General features: G+C 59.6%; 10 protein-coding genes and 1 pseudogene. 5 read left to right on the forward strand and 6 right to left on the reverse strand.

Going from position 1 to position 13988, the window contains the following annotated elements:
- Positions 1 to 29 precede the first annotated feature (29 nt).
- Positions 30 to 3005 carry an aminomethyl-transferring glycine dehydrogenase gene (gene gcvP / locus Enr13x_RS36365; protein ID WP_145391815.1) on the reverse strand — a complete coding sequence of 992 codons (2976 nt, stop codon included), beginning with the start codon at positions 3003 to 3005 and terminating at the stop codon, positions 30 to 32.
- 299 nt (positions 3006 to 3304) lie between these two features.
- Positions 3305 to 3520, reverse strand: a complete 216-nt coding sequence (locus tag Enr13x_RS40005; RefSeq protein WP_145391816.1) for a DUF559 domain-containing protein — start codon at positions 3518 to 3520, stop codon at positions 3305 to 3307.
- A gap of 384 nt (positions 3521 to 3904) precedes the next feature.
- Between Enr13x_RS40005 and Enr13x_RS36375 the strand changes: the two genes are divergently transcribed.
- Entirely contained in the window at positions 3905 to 4213 is a 309-nt protein-coding gene (locus Enr13x_RS36375; protein WP_145391817.1) for a hypothetical protein, read from the forward strand.
- Here Enr13x_RS36375 and Enr13x_RS36380 read toward each other — a convergent pair.
- Positions 4194 to 5696 carry a polysaccharide lyase gene (locus Enr13x_RS36380; RefSeq protein WP_197455635.1) on the reverse strand — a complete coding sequence of 501 codons (1503 nt, stop codon included), beginning with the start codon at positions 5694 to 5696 and terminating at the stop codon, positions 4194 to 4196. The two genes, Enr13x_RS36375 and Enr13x_RS36380, sit on opposite strands and share 20 nt — an antisense overlap.
- Before the next feature lie 264 nt (positions 5697 to 5960).
- Here Enr13x_RS36380 and Enr13x_RS36385 point away from each other — a divergent pair, with 264 nt between their 5' ends.
- On the forward strand, positions 5961 to 6488 hold the full coding sequence (locus Enr13x_RS36385; protein ID WP_145391819.1) for a hypothetical protein: 528 nt from the start codon (positions 5961 to 5963) through the stop codon (positions 6486 to 6488).
- A 249-nt stretch (positions 6489 to 6737) separates the two neighbouring features.
- Positions 6738 to 7058 (forward strand): hypothetical protein, encoded by a 321-nt coding sequence (locus Enr13x_RS36390; RefSeq protein WP_145391820.1) that lies wholly within the window; start codon positions 6738 to 6740, stop codon positions 7056 to 7058.
- A gap of 10 nt (positions 7059 to 7068) precedes the next feature.
- Here Enr13x_RS36390 and Enr13x_RS36395 read toward each other — a convergent pair whose 3' ends face one another.
- Complete coding sequence (locus tag Enr13x_RS36395; RefSeq protein WP_197455636.1) at positions 7069 to 8385, reverse strand: DUF1552 domain-containing protein; 1317 nt, start codon at positions 8383 to 8385, stop codon at positions 7069 to 7071.
- A 209-nt stretch (positions 8386 to 8594) separates the two neighbouring features.
- Positions 8595 to 9107 (reverse strand): annotated as a pseudogene (locus Enr13x_RS40010) (c-type cytochrome domain-containing protein); the annotation flags it as partial.
- Here Enr13x_RS40010 and Enr13x_RS36405 point away from each other — a divergent pair.
- Together Enr13x_RS36405 and Enr13x_RS36410 are read left to right on the forward strand one after the other, a co-directional pair.
- Positions 9050 to 9619 carry an RNA polymerase sigma factor gene (locus Enr13x_RS36405; RefSeq protein ID WP_145391823.1) on the forward strand — a complete coding sequence of 190 codons (570 nt, stop codon included), beginning with the start codon at positions 9050 to 9052 and terminating at the stop codon, positions 9617 to 9619. The pseudogene Enr13x_RS40010 and the gene Enr13x_RS36405 sit on opposite strands and share 58 nt — an antisense overlap.
- The gene (locus Enr13x_RS36410) at positions 9609 to 10799 is read left to right on the forward strand and encodes a carboxypeptidase regulatory-like domain-containing protein (RefSeq protein WP_145391824.1); all 1191 of its coding nucleotides are present in this window, start codon (positions 9609 to 9611) and stop codon (positions 10797 to 10799) included. Before Enr13x_RS36405 ends, Enr13x_RS36410 begins: the two co-directional genes overlap by 11 nt.
- A 9-nt stretch (positions 10800 to 10808) precedes the next feature.
- Here the strand turns inward: Enr13x_RS36410 and Enr13x_RS36415 are convergent, their stop codons facing one another.
- Positions 10809 to 13976 (reverse strand): WD40 repeat domain-containing serine/threonine-protein kinase, encoded by a 3168-nt coding sequence (locus Enr13x_RS36415; protein WP_145392885.1) that lies wholly within the window; start codon positions 13974 to 13976, stop codon positions 10809 to 10811.
- Positions 13977 to 13988 lie beyond the last annotated feature (12 nt).

Here is a 13988-nt window from a genome sequence, read left to right on the forward strand (position 1 = left end):
GTCGCGGCTCACAAAATCGACAAGCCTATTCACTCATAATCGCTCATCGGCACGCAGGCGCAGACCAGGTTGCGATCGCCGTAGGTATTGTCGATCCGACCGACGGTCGGCCAGAACTTGGCATCGCGCAACCAGGCCGTCGGCCACGCCGCTTGCTCGCGGGAGTAGGGGTGCGACCAGTCGTCACCGCCGATTTCTTGCATCGTGTGGGGCGAGTTGCGGAGCGGGTTGTCTTCGCGATCCATCTCGCCGTCTTCGATCGCCTGGATCTCTTTGCGAATCGCGATCAAGGCGTCACAGAAACGGTCCAGTTCGTCCTTGGATTCGCTCTCGGTCGGCTCGATCATCAACGTTCCCGCCACGGGCCAGGACATCGTCGGTGCGTGGAATCCGTAGTCCATCAATCGCTTGGCGATGTCATCGGTCTTGATGCCGGCGGATTTTTCAAAGCTGCGGCAATCGATGATGAATTCATGCGCGACGTAACCGTTTGCGTCGGTGTAGAGAACATCGAAGTGCTCGCCGAGTCGTTTCGCCATGTAGTTGGCATTCAGAATCGCGACTTGCGTGGCTTTCTTCAAACCCGCCGCGCCCATCAAGGCGATGTAGACATAACTGATCGTCAGAATGCTGGGGCTGCCGTAGGGGGCTCCGGCGACCGGACCGATCGCAAACTCGCCGGCGGAGTCGGGGCGTTCGACCGGGTGTCCGGGCAAGAACGGCACCAACTGTTTGGCGACGCCGATCGGGCCCATGCCCGGGCCGCCGCCGCCGTGCGGGATGCAGAACGTTTTGTGCAGATTCAAGTGGCAGACGTCGGCGCCGCAAATTCCCGGACTGGTCAAACCGACCTGTGCGTTCATGTTCGCACCGTCCATGTAGACCTGGCCGCCGTGCTGGTGAATCACGTCACACACTTCGCGGATCGTCGGTTCAAAGACACCGTGCGTGGACGGATAGGTGATCATCAACGCGGACAGCTGATCGGCGTGTTTCTCCGCTTTGGCACGCAAGTCGTCCATGTCGATGTCCCCTCGATCGTCACACTTGATCGCCACGACCTTCATCCCGGCCATCACGGCCGAAGCCGGGTTGGTTCCGTGGGCCGACGTCGGAATCAAGCAAACGTTGCGCACATTTTCGCGGCCCTCGGATTTTGCCATCTGTTCATGGTAGGCTCGAATCACCAGCAAGCCGGCGTATTCACCCTGCGATCCGGCGTTGGGCTGCAAGCTGACCGCGGCGAACCCGGTGACTTCGCACAGCCAGCGTTCCAATTCGCGGAACATGTGCGTGTAGCCGCGCCACTGGACGTCGGGGGCGAAGGGATGGATGTTTGCAAATTCCGGCCACGTCACCGGAATCATCTCGCTAGTCCCATTGAGCTTCATCGTGCACGACCCCAGCGGAATCATGCTGTTGGCCAGCGACAGGTCACGGCCCATCAGTTTGAAGATGTAACGCAGCAATTCGGTTTCGCTGCGATAGCTGTGAAACACTTCGTGCGTCATGAAGGGCGACGTGCGGCTGAACGCCCCCAGGTCCAGCGTTCCATCCTCGGCGGCTTCGTTGACCAATTCATCGACGTCGAAACCGGTGTAATGGCCGAAGTTGAAGGCGGCCAACAGGTCGGCGACCAAGCCGCGATCGGCGGTTTCATCGAGCGTCACGCCCAGGGTTCCGTCGTCGTATTCACGCAGATTGATCAGACGTTCGCGGGCCGCATCGGCGACCTGACGCGCCGCGTGGGTGCGGCCCTTGCCCAGTCGGATCCGGATGGTGTCAAAGATCGGTCCCTCACCGAGCGTCTCGTGTCCCAGCCGCGCCAAGCCCTTGGCCAAAGCGGCGGTGTAGGCTTGGGTGCGGCGGCCGATCGCGGCGAGTCCTTCGGGGCCGTGGTAGACGCCGTAGAACGAACTGATGATCGCCAGCAAGGCTTGCGCGGTGCAGATGTTGCTGGTCGCCTTGTCGCGACGAATGTGCTGTTCGCGGGTTTGGATGGCCATCCGCAGCGCCCGATCGCCGTGCACGTCCTTGGAAATTCCGATGATCCGTCCGGGCAGCTTGCGGGCGTGTTTTTCGTGCGTCGAAATGTAGGCCGCGTGCGGACCGCCCAAGCCCATCGGCACCCCGAAACGCTGGGCGCTGCCGACGCAGATGTCGGCGCCCCACTCACCCGGCGGCGTCAGCAGTGTCAAACCCAGGATGTCGGCCGCCGCGACGGTCATGCAGCCCGACTGCTTGGCGTTGGCGGCCACGTCACGATAATCCTCGATGCGCCCCTCCGTCGTCGGATACTGGACCAACAAGCCACACAGCCCGCCATCGCCGTAGTCGAAATCGATCGCGTCGATCGGGCCGATTTTCAGGTCGATCCCCAGACCCTCGGCACGCGTTTTCAGCAGCGCCAGCGTTTGGGGATGGCAATCCTCACTGGCCCAGAATCCGCTTTTCTTGTGCGACGCGATGGAGTAGCACATCGTCATCGCTTCGGCCGCCGCGGTCGCCTCGTCCAACAGGCTCGCGCCCGCAAGCGGCAAACCGGTCAGGTCGGCGATCATCGTTTGGAAATTCAACAACGCCTCCAACCGCCCCTGTGCGATCTCCGCCTGGTAAGGGGTGTACTGGGTGTACCAGCCCGGGTTCTCCAGCACGTTGCGCAAGATCACCGGCGGGGTCACGGTGTCGGTGTAGCCCATACCGATACAGGATCGATGAACTTTATTTTTTCCGGCGATCGTTTTCAGTGCCGAAAGAAATTCCCGTTCACCACGCGGTTCGGGGATATCCAGTTCGCCTTCGAGCCGAATGTCGGCCGGAACCGTCGCATCGGAGAGCCCCTCGAGCGACTCAAATCCGACCGTTGCGAGCATGGTTTCCAGGTCCGCTTGGGACGGACCGATGTGCCGTTTGGAAAATCCATCCGCAAAGTTCAGGATACGGGTGGCGGCAGAGCCATTGGTTTGCATTTCGCTCAATGAGGGCTTGGTGGACGCGATGCTCATCGGAGAGGGGTTCTTCGTTGTGCGGGAAGAATTTGAAGAGCCCTATCGTAGAACAGCGAGAAGATTGTGTCATTGGGCTAAATTGCGTTTGTGCCCACGGGCTCCCCTCGCACGGCGCGGTCGTTCGGTTCTGAACGCCTTAAAAATCGCCACTCTCCCTCTGGCCATCGGTAGCTACACAAGTCGCTGATCACTTGCTTTCCTCTGGCTCCCCTCTCCCCCGAAAACTGACGAGCCTAAGCGAGTCAGTTTTCGGGGGAGAGGGGCTGGGGGTGAGGGGGCCTCATGAGCCGCGAGTCTCAATAATCGCTGTCACGATTCGATTTCAAGCCAGTGCAGCAACAGTCAACGAGATAAGGTTCAATCACGTACACGCGTCGGAACTTCTCATCACAACAACGACGATCTCGAACAAACTGCCAAACATCATTCGCGAACTCATTTGCTATTGCGCGTTGATTGCGCGCTAACTCAATTGCTTCAGGATTTCGATTCCTGGTCCGCCGTTTTGTCACTGCGGTTCCCCCTCACCCCCAGCCCCTCTCCCCCAATCAAGCCGTCTTAGAGATTGAGAGTTTGATGCATCGCATCGATAACTGGCATGTCGACCGTGTTGAATTGGCAAGCACGGCTTGATTGGGGGAGAGGGGAGCCAGGAGAGAATGAGGGCTGACTTGTGTAGATACCGATGCCCTGTGGAAGAGTGACGAAAACCCTTTTCTGGGAGGGTGACTTCGACAACGACCCGACCGCCAACTCGTCGTCTGCCACAACTTATTTTTCGGGTAGGCTGTCACATCAACGCGTCTTATCCGCTTGTTAGACTGGAGCCTCGGTCGCGTCCATTCACCGAGAGCCGTCCACCGAACCCTGTCCGTCTGAAATCGAGGAACAGCTCAATGAGTCGTTACGCCAAGTGGTTTTTCGCCGTCGCTGTCGCCGTAGGCACCCTCAACCTGGGCGACGCCGAAACGGCCACCGCCGGCCGCGGGTTTCGCCTGTTTCGCGGCCGCGCCCTGTTTGCCCCGCGGACTTATTCGCCCAGGCAATCCGCCTCGCCCCGACGAACAACTTCGGGATCGACTCGCCAGTGGCAACCTGCCGCCAACGGCCCACGTATCAAGGGTTCGCATGACTGGCCCGGCGCCATCGGCAATCCGCCACCCAACTACAAGTTCTTCCAGGACGTCAACGGTTACTGGAGGTAACCATCGGGCCGATGTAGTCCTTGGCGATCACCACGTTGTCGATGAACAGGTGCTGGTCATGGGGCGAAGCGAGTTTGCCGCCGTGATAGACGTTCATCCAGATTTGCTCGATCTTCAGCTCGTCGGTCATCCGAAATCGGATGTCGGTTTTCTCGAACGCCAATCGCCCATCGACCCAGGCCTTTAAGACGCCATCTTTTTCGCCGGGCGTGTTGAGACGACAGTATTGCTCGATCGCGTACCAGCGATTGTTTTCCAGGTAGCCGCGGTAGTCCTTGTTCCAAATCCAATTGGTGCCGTAAGAACCTTCCATGTCGGCGTGGTAACAATAAAAGCCGACCGGCGTGGTTCCACCGAGCGGATTGCCGCGGGGAACGGTCATCCGAAACAGGCCCCGCGCCGACCATCCGTTGACCCCGTCACTCTTGCGCCCGCCCCAGCCCCCGCGGCCGTAGGTGCCGCTGATCCCGGGCATCTTGCCGCCTTGCAGGGTTTGGTTCCAATCATCACCCAAACGCAGGTAGTAACGAAAGTAGATCTCTTCCGGCTCGGCACCGGTTTCCCGGCCGAACTTGTACGTCGTATTGAGCGCGGTCAGCGCTCCCTTGGCGATGCGTGATCGCAACGCGCGGCCTTGCAGGGCTTCAAAGCGGTGAAAGTTCGTGTCGGCAGCGATCGTATCGATCTTGTCCACCGGCTCGGCGACCGTCCATCCGTCTTGCCAGTCGTCACGTTCAAAACCGGTGGCGAAGATCACATCTGCATCGGCCGCAATGCCCTGATCGTCTTTGTACTTGGCCGCAAGCCCCAAGACCGGTTGCGTGGCCGGCTCGTCGTGTCCCTGACGGCAACGGAACACACCGATGTGCGCCGATCCATACTGGTGGGTCGACTGAAGAACCAACGTCGCTTCATCGATCGCGCCAAGTTGATCGAGTTCGTCCACGTCAAACCGGATCAACACGTGTTCCGGTGCGGCCGAGACACGCAACTGCTCCGCCCGGCCTTGGCTGCGATAGGTCGACGCGGTCAGGTAGGTATCGGCGGCGGCAGCGAGCTTGATCGTTCCGCCAGCGCCGCGGATCTGCAGCGCCGGCTGCAGCGACGTGTCGGGGCCTTCGCGGCTGGCGAAGACGATCCGTCCCCGGCCGTCGGTGACGCGCAGAAATAGGCCTTGGTTCGGATACTTCTGTGCGGACCACTCTTTCACGAGCGTCGTGACATCCCAACGCACCGATTTGCGTGTGTCGTCGTCGATCACTGCGGTCACGGCATACGCCACATCACCTTGTGCGATATCGTCCGCATCCCGCCAATCCCCCATGAAATGCTGCCAGGGCAAAATCGCGGCTCGGTTGTAGTGTTCGCGATTCGCCCCGTCAGTTTGAGTTGACGAGCCCTCGACCCAATCCGCACGATCGGCTCGGGCCGGGCATCCAATGGCGAAGACAACGAGCAGGAGGGCGTGTCTGACAAAATGCATGGTTTGTTCCATTACCAAAGGCAGGGCGGCGGAGACGATTTGGGAAGTATGAAGATTGTCCACATCGTCCCAGGCATCGCACTTCGATCAACCGCGCGGACCGAGAGCTTCGACTACGATAGCCGTTTTGCAGGAACAAGATGTGACACGCAGAGGCGGAACGCGATGAATTTCGATCGACACAACCCCTGGCGTCCTTGCCGCGGCCTTTGCGATGGCCTGGCCGTCTTCCGCGTCGCCATACTGTCCCTTGTGATCCTTGTGATGCAACAACCAACATTTGCCGATCAGCGTCCGCAGCCAAAAGACGCCGACGACCAGCGGGTCACCGACAGCGCCGCCACAGACCGGCCGAAGAAACGCACGGGTCGGCGAAACAAGCGGGTATCGCGCGAACGAAAGCCCGACCGTGCCAAACCCCCGAACCCGTCTGCGGACGATGCTCCCATCCGCTTGCAGCTGAACGGTTCCTTTGAACTGAACCTCGGCTCGGGCAACGTGATCCGGGGCGACGGCAACATCACGATGGAACTGGATCGGGCGACCGCGGAACGACTCGGCGCCGAATCGAGCGAGCGTCTCGACGACGGTGCGGAGGTTGCAACGGAGTTCTTGCAAATGGTGACGAAACTGCCGCAGATGCTGGAGCAGACGGCTGAGATCCTGGAATTGCTTTCCAGGCCCGAAACGCAACAGAATCTGCGTCAGGTCGAGCAGGTGTTGCGACTGTTGCCAAGCGGCATGTTGACACCCGCCACAGCGTCCGAATCGAATCCGGTTCAATCTCGGTAATCGCGTTGCGCGTCAGGTCAGACGCCGCCCTACGCAGGGATCTCGTCGGCGCCGCGTCCGTTAACATCGGGCAACCGAAAATCGCGACCGGCGTATCGGTACGTGGGACGACGCAGACAAAACCTGAAATTCGGCCCTGGGTCGATCCGGATCACTTTCCTGAAGGTGTGTTCGGTCGCAGAGTATCATGGGGTGGCGGAACGAGAATCCGCACCTGACTTCTAGAACGCCACAACCGGGACGATTGACATGCAATTTGACATCACCAGCTTGATCGTGGGCGGGCTGGTCGGCGCACTGGTCGGCGTCGCGCTGGCGGTTCCCCGGGTGGGGCGGATCCTGGCATGCGTGATCTCGGTGGTCCTGTTCACCGCCGGAGCCGGTTGTTTGATTTGGGCAAGTTCGGCCCTGATCAGCGGCGAAGAACTACGGCCGCTCGATTGGCATCAGCTGTACATCGCCTCTGCCGCAGAAGCCCTCGGTGTCGGTGGCGGGTTGTTGATCGGCGGCATCCTGGTCTTGGTTCTGGCACTGGCGCTCGGCGGCAAGGGAGTGTCGCGAAGGCTTTAGGCCCGAACGGTCAAGCGTCCAGAACCTCGCGCAGCGACGTGGTGCTGTCGGCAAACCGGTCGACTTCGATTCCAAACTGCTGAAGCAGGGTGACGTAAAGATCCGAGAGGCGGTGGCGTGACTCGTCGAAACGTTTGTGCGATCCGTGAGCAAACCCCATCGCTCTGCCACCGGCAAGGATCAGCGGATAGTTGACGGCTTGATGGGTGCGGCTGGTGCTACACCCGTACAGCACACTGGTGTGATCAAGCAACGATCCTTGCTGGAACGGATCGGAGGTCGAGCGAAGGCGTTCGAGGAAGTAGGCGAACTGGGTCGTTAGAAATTGATCGTACCGTGCCCAATTCTCGTAACCGTTTTCCTTAGCGGTCCCATGGCTGAGCGAGTGATGTCCTGGCAACCCGATCGCACCGGGAAAACGGTCGCCGATGCCTTTCGCGTCTTCGCTCGTGATCTGGTAGGTGATCGATCGAGTGGAGTCGGTGAGAAACGCGACGTACATCAGATCGTAGATCACACGGATGTACGCTTCGACGTCGTCGCGCGGTGTGGCGGAGAGCTCAAAACCAGCCGGATCGACGCTCGGCCGCTGGACGTCCAGCCACCGGTCGGCGCTTGCCAGTCGCTTTTCGATTTCCCGAACCGACGTGGTGTACTCATCAAGGCGTTGGCGGTCGGCGGCGGACAACCCTTGACCGAGCGCTGCGGTCTCCTCCAAGACGTTGTCGAGAATGCTTTGATTTCGGCCAAACTGTCGGCGTTGTTCGACGAGCGTCTGATTCTCAACGCCAAACAATCGATTGAAGATGGCGCGGGGCTTTGAAAGACTTGGGATGGGACGTCCCGATGCCGAAAATGAAAGCGTTTGCGTGCGGCCGGGCGTCCCCACGCCTCCGTCACTCGACAATGTCAACGAAGGAAAACGGGTTTGCGACCCCAGGTGATTGGCGATCAACTGGTCCAACGAAAGACTGTTGGTGTACTCGCGCGACGAATCTGCCCCGGTCAAAAAACTATCGGCGGTGATGTGAGCGATCGACGTTCGCATCGCGGGATGGGAAAGTCCTGACAAAATCGTCAGCTCGTCACGAAGTTTTCCCAGGGGCTCAAGCGGGCGAGTCAGGACATAATCGCGGCCAACGCTGTGGGGAAACCAGTGCCAATCGTCGTGGGCCGGATGCCCCGCCGGCGGCAGACTGACTCCATTGGGGAAGAAGATGCAACAAAACCGTTTCGGCCCCTGACGCAGGGCTTCGGACTGATCGTGTTCCGGTTCCGATCCCCGCACCTCGTGAACGAACGGGACGTCACGCAAGGATGCAAACACCGGAAGCGCGATCGTATACCCGGCCGCACGCAGGACTCGGCGTCGACTTCGAAGAGCGCCTTGAGGGTGAAGTTATATTCTTCAATCGTCAGACGCCGATGCGGAGTTCGCTCCGGTGAATGTTTCGCGACGTCCAGGAGTCGGAACCGGAGCAGACGGAGAAGTTGACGACGCATCGAAGTCGTCAGCGGTTCCGCATCCTCGGGCGGCATCTGCCCGCCGTCGACCGCATCGTAGACCTTTTCCAACAACCTGCCGGCGTTGGGACGTGAGGCAGAGACCGTGAGATCCAAATCATCCAGACGAAGATTGGCCTCCGGGTCGTCAGCGCCATGGCACTGATGGCAATGCCGCTGCAGCAAACTCCCCAGGGTGTCATCGGCACGTGACCGCAGGCCTGGTGTCAGGGCCAGCGCGATCAACAGCGCGGCACGAACAACGGTGACATCACTGAGGAATTGACGATCCATGAGAACTCGCTGAGGGTGGTGCTTCGATTTCCAGACTCGCAGGCGTGACACCATCTTACCCTGTGTTGCAGGAATCCTGCGAAAAGTGTTTCGTGAGCGATTGATCTGATGTTTTTTCAATTTTTGGGTCGCAAAAGTGTCCGTCGCCGCCTCTAGTTTTTGGGAAACAAGATCGGACGCGTTGAGGTTCGGGTGTGCAAAGCAATTTTGATCTGATTCAGGCTGTGACGGGCCGTAATGACCAGGAGGCATTCGCGCAGATTGTTGTGCGGTATGAGCGGCTGGTGTGGACCGTGGCCTGGGGAGAACTCCACGATTACCACGCCACGCAAGATGTCACTCAAGAGACATTCTTGATCGCCCACCGACGACTGAGGGAGTTGCGAGATCCGGATGCCGTCGGCTTCTGGCTTTCCAAGATCGCACGTCGCGAGGCACAGCGAACACGCAAGCGGACGCCGATCACCCGTCCGATCGAAGAGCTGAATCCGGTCGATGATCAGTCTGCCAAATCGGTGGATCTGGCGGACAAAACGCTCCTCGATGCGGTCGCGAAGCTACCCGAGCACGAGCGTGTCGTCACGGTCCTTCGTTTTTTTGACGGCCATTCGGTTGCCGAGATCGCGGAGATCACCGGACGCCCGGTGGGGACCGTGACGAAGCAACTTTCCAGGGCCATCAACCGGCTCAAGAGGAGTCTCCAAGCGGAAACTCCCGTCACAAAAATTTCACTTCATCCATCAAGGTCGTACCATGCCCACTGACAAGACAGAATCGCAATTGGAACGGTTGGCCGACAACTGGCCGGGCGACTCGGTGCTCGAGGAGGTGATGTCACGTCTGCCCAAAACTTCCACGCCAACGGAATTGCCACGTCCTTTCGATTGGAGCTGGCCTTCATGGATCGGTGCGCTCGCGACGATCGTCGTCTTCGCAGCCAGTTTGTGGGTGACGATGCCGAACACGAACGATGCGGATCAGGCCGACAGGCAACAACCGCTCAAGCACATGGTTGCCGAGCCGCCGCAATCTGAACGAGAGTCGTGGGACGACGAACCGACGGCATTGCCCCACGAGATTAGCGGATTGGTGGTCGATCACGACGGCAAACCGATCGCCGGTGCCGATGTGACGGTGCGGATTCGACGCTTCGGCGCTCAAGGCGAAAATTCTGGCCCCGGTCCATGGAAGGCAACGACGGATGATCAGGGCCAGTACTCCGTTCAGCCATCGGGCCCGATCCGCCGGACCGACGAAGTGCGGATCAGGGTGATCGCCGAGGGTTTTGCCGAGCTCTCGGCCTACGACCACGAAAAGAAATTACTGAATGGTTCATTCCCCCACCTGACGTTGACGCCGGGCCGAATGATCGTTGGGCAATTGGTCGACGACACTGGAAAGGCGATCACGAAAGCCGTCGTCCGCTTTCAGCACAATTCAGAAACGATCTCGGACACCTGGGATTCAGGCCCACTGGCGGTCGACAAAGACGGCAAATTCGCGGTCTCGATTCCGGTTGATGGAAAGGCCGTCGGAGTCGTCTACCCGGTCGGCTATGCACCTCGATTTATCGAAGTCGGCCCGGTCGCGGATCAGGGAAACATCGTGATGGATGCCGGTGTCACACTCAAAGGCCGCGTGCTGGATCGATCCGGAAACGGCGTCGCCGGGACCGTCGTCGGGTTTCGCGACACCGAGCATCGTGAAATGTTTGGTTACGTCGCCGTGATCGGTTCGGCAGTGAAAACGGATGCCGATGGCTACTTTCAATTACCGCCGCTGCGAGGGTCGTACGAACTGACCGTATCCAAATCTGCCCCGGACTATTCACGACAGATGATGCTGGTCGGTGTCGAACCGCCGTCGTTTGCGCCGCTGACGATGAATACCGCTTCGGTCGATCCGAAGGAGTTGATTGTTTTGAAGGAATCGAAGTCGCACTGAAAGTGCAACTCACTCGGCCACGTTCCAGATACGGATGTTGCCGCCGACGTCTCCGGTGGCCAACCACTGGGCGTCGTCACTGATCGCGAGATCACGAATACTTACCGGATGACCGTTCTCCAGAATCGCTCCGGATCGGCCCGTCACCAGATTGGAGAACGCGATCTGATGGTCATTGCCGACCGTCACGATCCGGCGGTTGGTCGGTGAAAACGCGACCGCCGTGATCGGTCCGGCGTGCACCTCAATGTACTCCGCCGTCCCCGACAGATCACGCGGATACAGATGGACGGTGCCTCGTGCGTCTCCGATCGCGATGCGTGTTGAATCCGCGGACCACACCACACATTGCAAGGATTTGCCGACGTCGACACGTTTGAATTCTTGTTGCCCGTCGACATCGATCACGACCGCGATCCCGTTGGCAGAAACGGCGGCGAGGTGTTGCTGATCGCTTGACAATTGCATGCCACGAACGACGCCGCCGAGGGCGACGATCCCGCGACTGGAATCGGCTCGGGTTAAATCCCAATACCGAACGCCGCCATTGGATCCCCCGGTCCAAGCGGACAAGGCGTCGGCGGAAAGCTGGATTTGTGAGATGGCTTTGTTCGTCGCCGTCCCGTACAAGCGGATCTGTGCGGTGTCCGATTCCCAGACCAAGATGCGTCCGTCGGATGTGCCGAAGGCGATTCGTTGGTGCTCGGGTGAAGGGGCGACGCACGTCAGGGTCTCTGGCATCACCTGGCCGCCCGGCGGGACATCCGTTTCGCCCGGGATCGTCCGCAACACCCGGCCGGAATCACGGTGCAACACGCTGGCCGGCCCCTCGGCATGACAGACCACGATCGATTGATCGACGAACGCCAAATCCGCGATCGCGCCCTGGGAGGTCTGCAGGACATCGGGACGAATGTTGTCGACGCTCAGTGAGACGACGCCTCCGTCACCCGCACCGATCAAGAGCCGATCCGAATCGGCGGCGATGGCAAAATGCCCGACGCCTTGGAAGTACGGGTGTGATTCACGGACGGTCAAATCGGGCAGTCGCCAGATGTTCAACCGCCCATACAAGTTCGTCGTGACGATCGCCTGCTTTGCATCCCAGAACTCGACATCCACCACCGGCCCATACTCGGTCCAAATGCTGCGGACGGATTCGGCGTCATCGATTCGGCCGACCAGCAACCGGCTACCCTGCGTGCCGGCGGCAAATTGCGTGGCGTCGGTGTTGACGTCGACCGAGAGGATGGGGGACGGGTTTTGGACGACGGTTTCACAGCGGCCCGACTCAAGTTCGCAGCGGGTCACTCGCCCCGCTTCATCGCCCGTCATGATCGCGTCGGGTCCAAGAAAATCGGCAGCATGAATCGTGGACCTTGAGACCGAGAGTGATTGGTCCTTGGCTCCGTCTGCAACCGTCCAAACGACGACGCTTCCACCCTCGCCGGCGGACATCAGTTTTGAGCCCTCGGCAGAGAACCGAATGACTTCGATGGGAGCCCCATGGTCCAGCGTTCGCATCGGGGTTGCCGCGTCACCGATCGTTTTTAAATAGACGTTGCCGCGTTCGCCACCCCACGCCAAACGATGGCTGTCGCGGGCGAAATCCACACCGCGAAGCGGTTTCCCTTTTTCACGAAAGCGGTGAACGATGCGTTTGGTTTGCGTGTCCCAAACCAACAGCGTCCGAAGTCCCGTCGCGGCAATCAGCCGTTGGTCATCGGAAATCGCAATGTCGGTGATGCGTTCGGCGTGACGAAGGAATTCGTCGTAACGACTCTCGATGTTCCTCAACAGACAAAACTCGATGTCACCGAGCGGCTGCAACTCTTTGAGCGATCGCGTGGCTTGGCGATGATTGCCACTGGCCATCGACTTGAATGCCAGTTTTGATTCGGCATCATGCAACATTTGTCTGGAGTATTTAATTTCCTCCTGGAGTCGCTTGCGCGACCGCTCGACCTGCCATCTGGCCAGAACTTCCTGTCGTCGGCTGGACTCGGCCCGACGCCATTGCCATGTCATTCCTGCCAATCCGGTCGCGATCGCAAAGATCAAACCCGCCAGACTGGCCGTCGTCACCGGGTAGCGGCGGCAACGCCGAAAGAAATGCTCAAGACTCGACACGGGACGCGCCCGGATCGGTTCTCCATTGAGAATCCGTTGCAGATCGTCGGCCAGTTCCGCCCCCGATTGGTAGCGACGATCGGGGTCTTTTTCCAGACACTTCAGGCAAACCGTTTCCAGATCCGAGGGGACGGATTGGTTGAGCATCCGCGGCGGTTGCGGTTCGGTGTGAATGACGTGGTGAATCAGCATGCGTGAGCTGCCGCGAAACGGCTTTTCGCCCGTCGCCATTTCGTACAGGATCACTCCCAGAGAATAGACATCGCTGCGGCGGTCGGCGTCGCGCGAATGCCCGGCGGCCTGTTCGGGAGACATGTAGGCGGGCGTCCCGATGATCGAGCTTTCGTTGGAAATCGTCTCGTCGCTCTCGGAATGTTTGGCGATTCCGAAATCATTCACATAGGGAACTTCGTCATGGTCCAACAGGATGTTGCCCGGTTTCAGATCGCGATGAACGATTCCTTTTCCGTGGGCGTAGTCAACGGCGCGAGCCACCAGCAGCATCAATTCCATGATCCGCTTCTGACGGATCGGTTCCTCGGCGATCCGCTCTTTCAGCGTGATGCCGTCGATCAGCTGTGAGATGATGTAGGGCTTGCCGTCCAATTCGGCCACGTCGTAGATCGACACGATGTTCGGATGATCGAGTGCCGCCGCGGCGCGGCCTTCGTGAATGACGCGATTGTAATGATCGCCGCCGCTGTCGCTCGATCGCGGCAGCGCGGCTTTGATCGCAACGAAACGCTCCAGCCTCAAGTCCTCTGCCTTGTAGACCGTCCCGAAACCGCCGGCCCCCAGCTTGCTGACGATTCGAAAGTTGCCGATCACGTGGTTCCCGTCGACACTCAGCGTGACCGTCTCGCCCAACAGCGAGTCGTTGTCGTAGCTCAACGTGTCCTGGCCGTCGCCGACCTTGAGGCGGGTCCGCCGCGCGGATTCCAACACGCCATCACTCAACGAAGTCAAATCACTCTCTTGCTTGAAAGTCGATTGACGATCGTCGCTCGCGTCGTCCTCTGCGTCGTCTGGATTTCGCTCGTCAGACATCACGGCTTAGGT

The organism is Stieleria neptunia (genome assembly GCF_007754155.1).
GTDB lineage: Bacteria > Planctomycetota > Planctomycetia > Pirellulales > Pirellulaceae > Stieleria > Stieleria neptunia.

Bases quoted from the DNA above. Each gene is read 5' to 3' on its own strand.
- gcvP (WP_145391815.1), bottom strand. From the start codon at position 3,005: ATGAGCATCGCGTCCACCAAGCCCTCATTGAGCGAAATGCAAACCAAT.
- Enr13x_RS36375 (WP_145391817.1), top strand. From the start codon at position 3,905: ATGAGTCGTTACGCCAAGTGGTTTTTCGCCGTCGCTGTCGCCGTAGGC.
- Enr13x_RS36380 (WP_197455635.1), bottom strand. From the start codon at position 5,696: ATGCATTTTGTCAGACACGCCCTCCTGCTCGTTGTCTTCGCCATTGGA.
- Enr13x_RS36385 (WP_145391819.1), top strand. From the start codon at position 5,961: ATGCAACAACCAACATTTGCCGATCAGCGTCCGCAGCCAAAAGACGCC.
- Enr13x_RS36390 (WP_145391820.1), top strand. From the start codon at position 6,738: ATGCAATTTGACATCACCAGCTTGATCGTGGGCGGGCTGGTCGGCGCA.
- Enr13x_RS36410 (WP_145391824.1), top strand. From the start codon at position 9,609: ATGCCCACTGACAAGACAGAATCGCAATTGGAACGGTTGGCCGACAAC.
- Enr13x_RS36415 (WP_145392885.1), bottom strand. From the start codon at position 13,976: ATGTCTGACGAGCGAAATCCAGACGACGCAGAGGACGACGCGAGCGAC.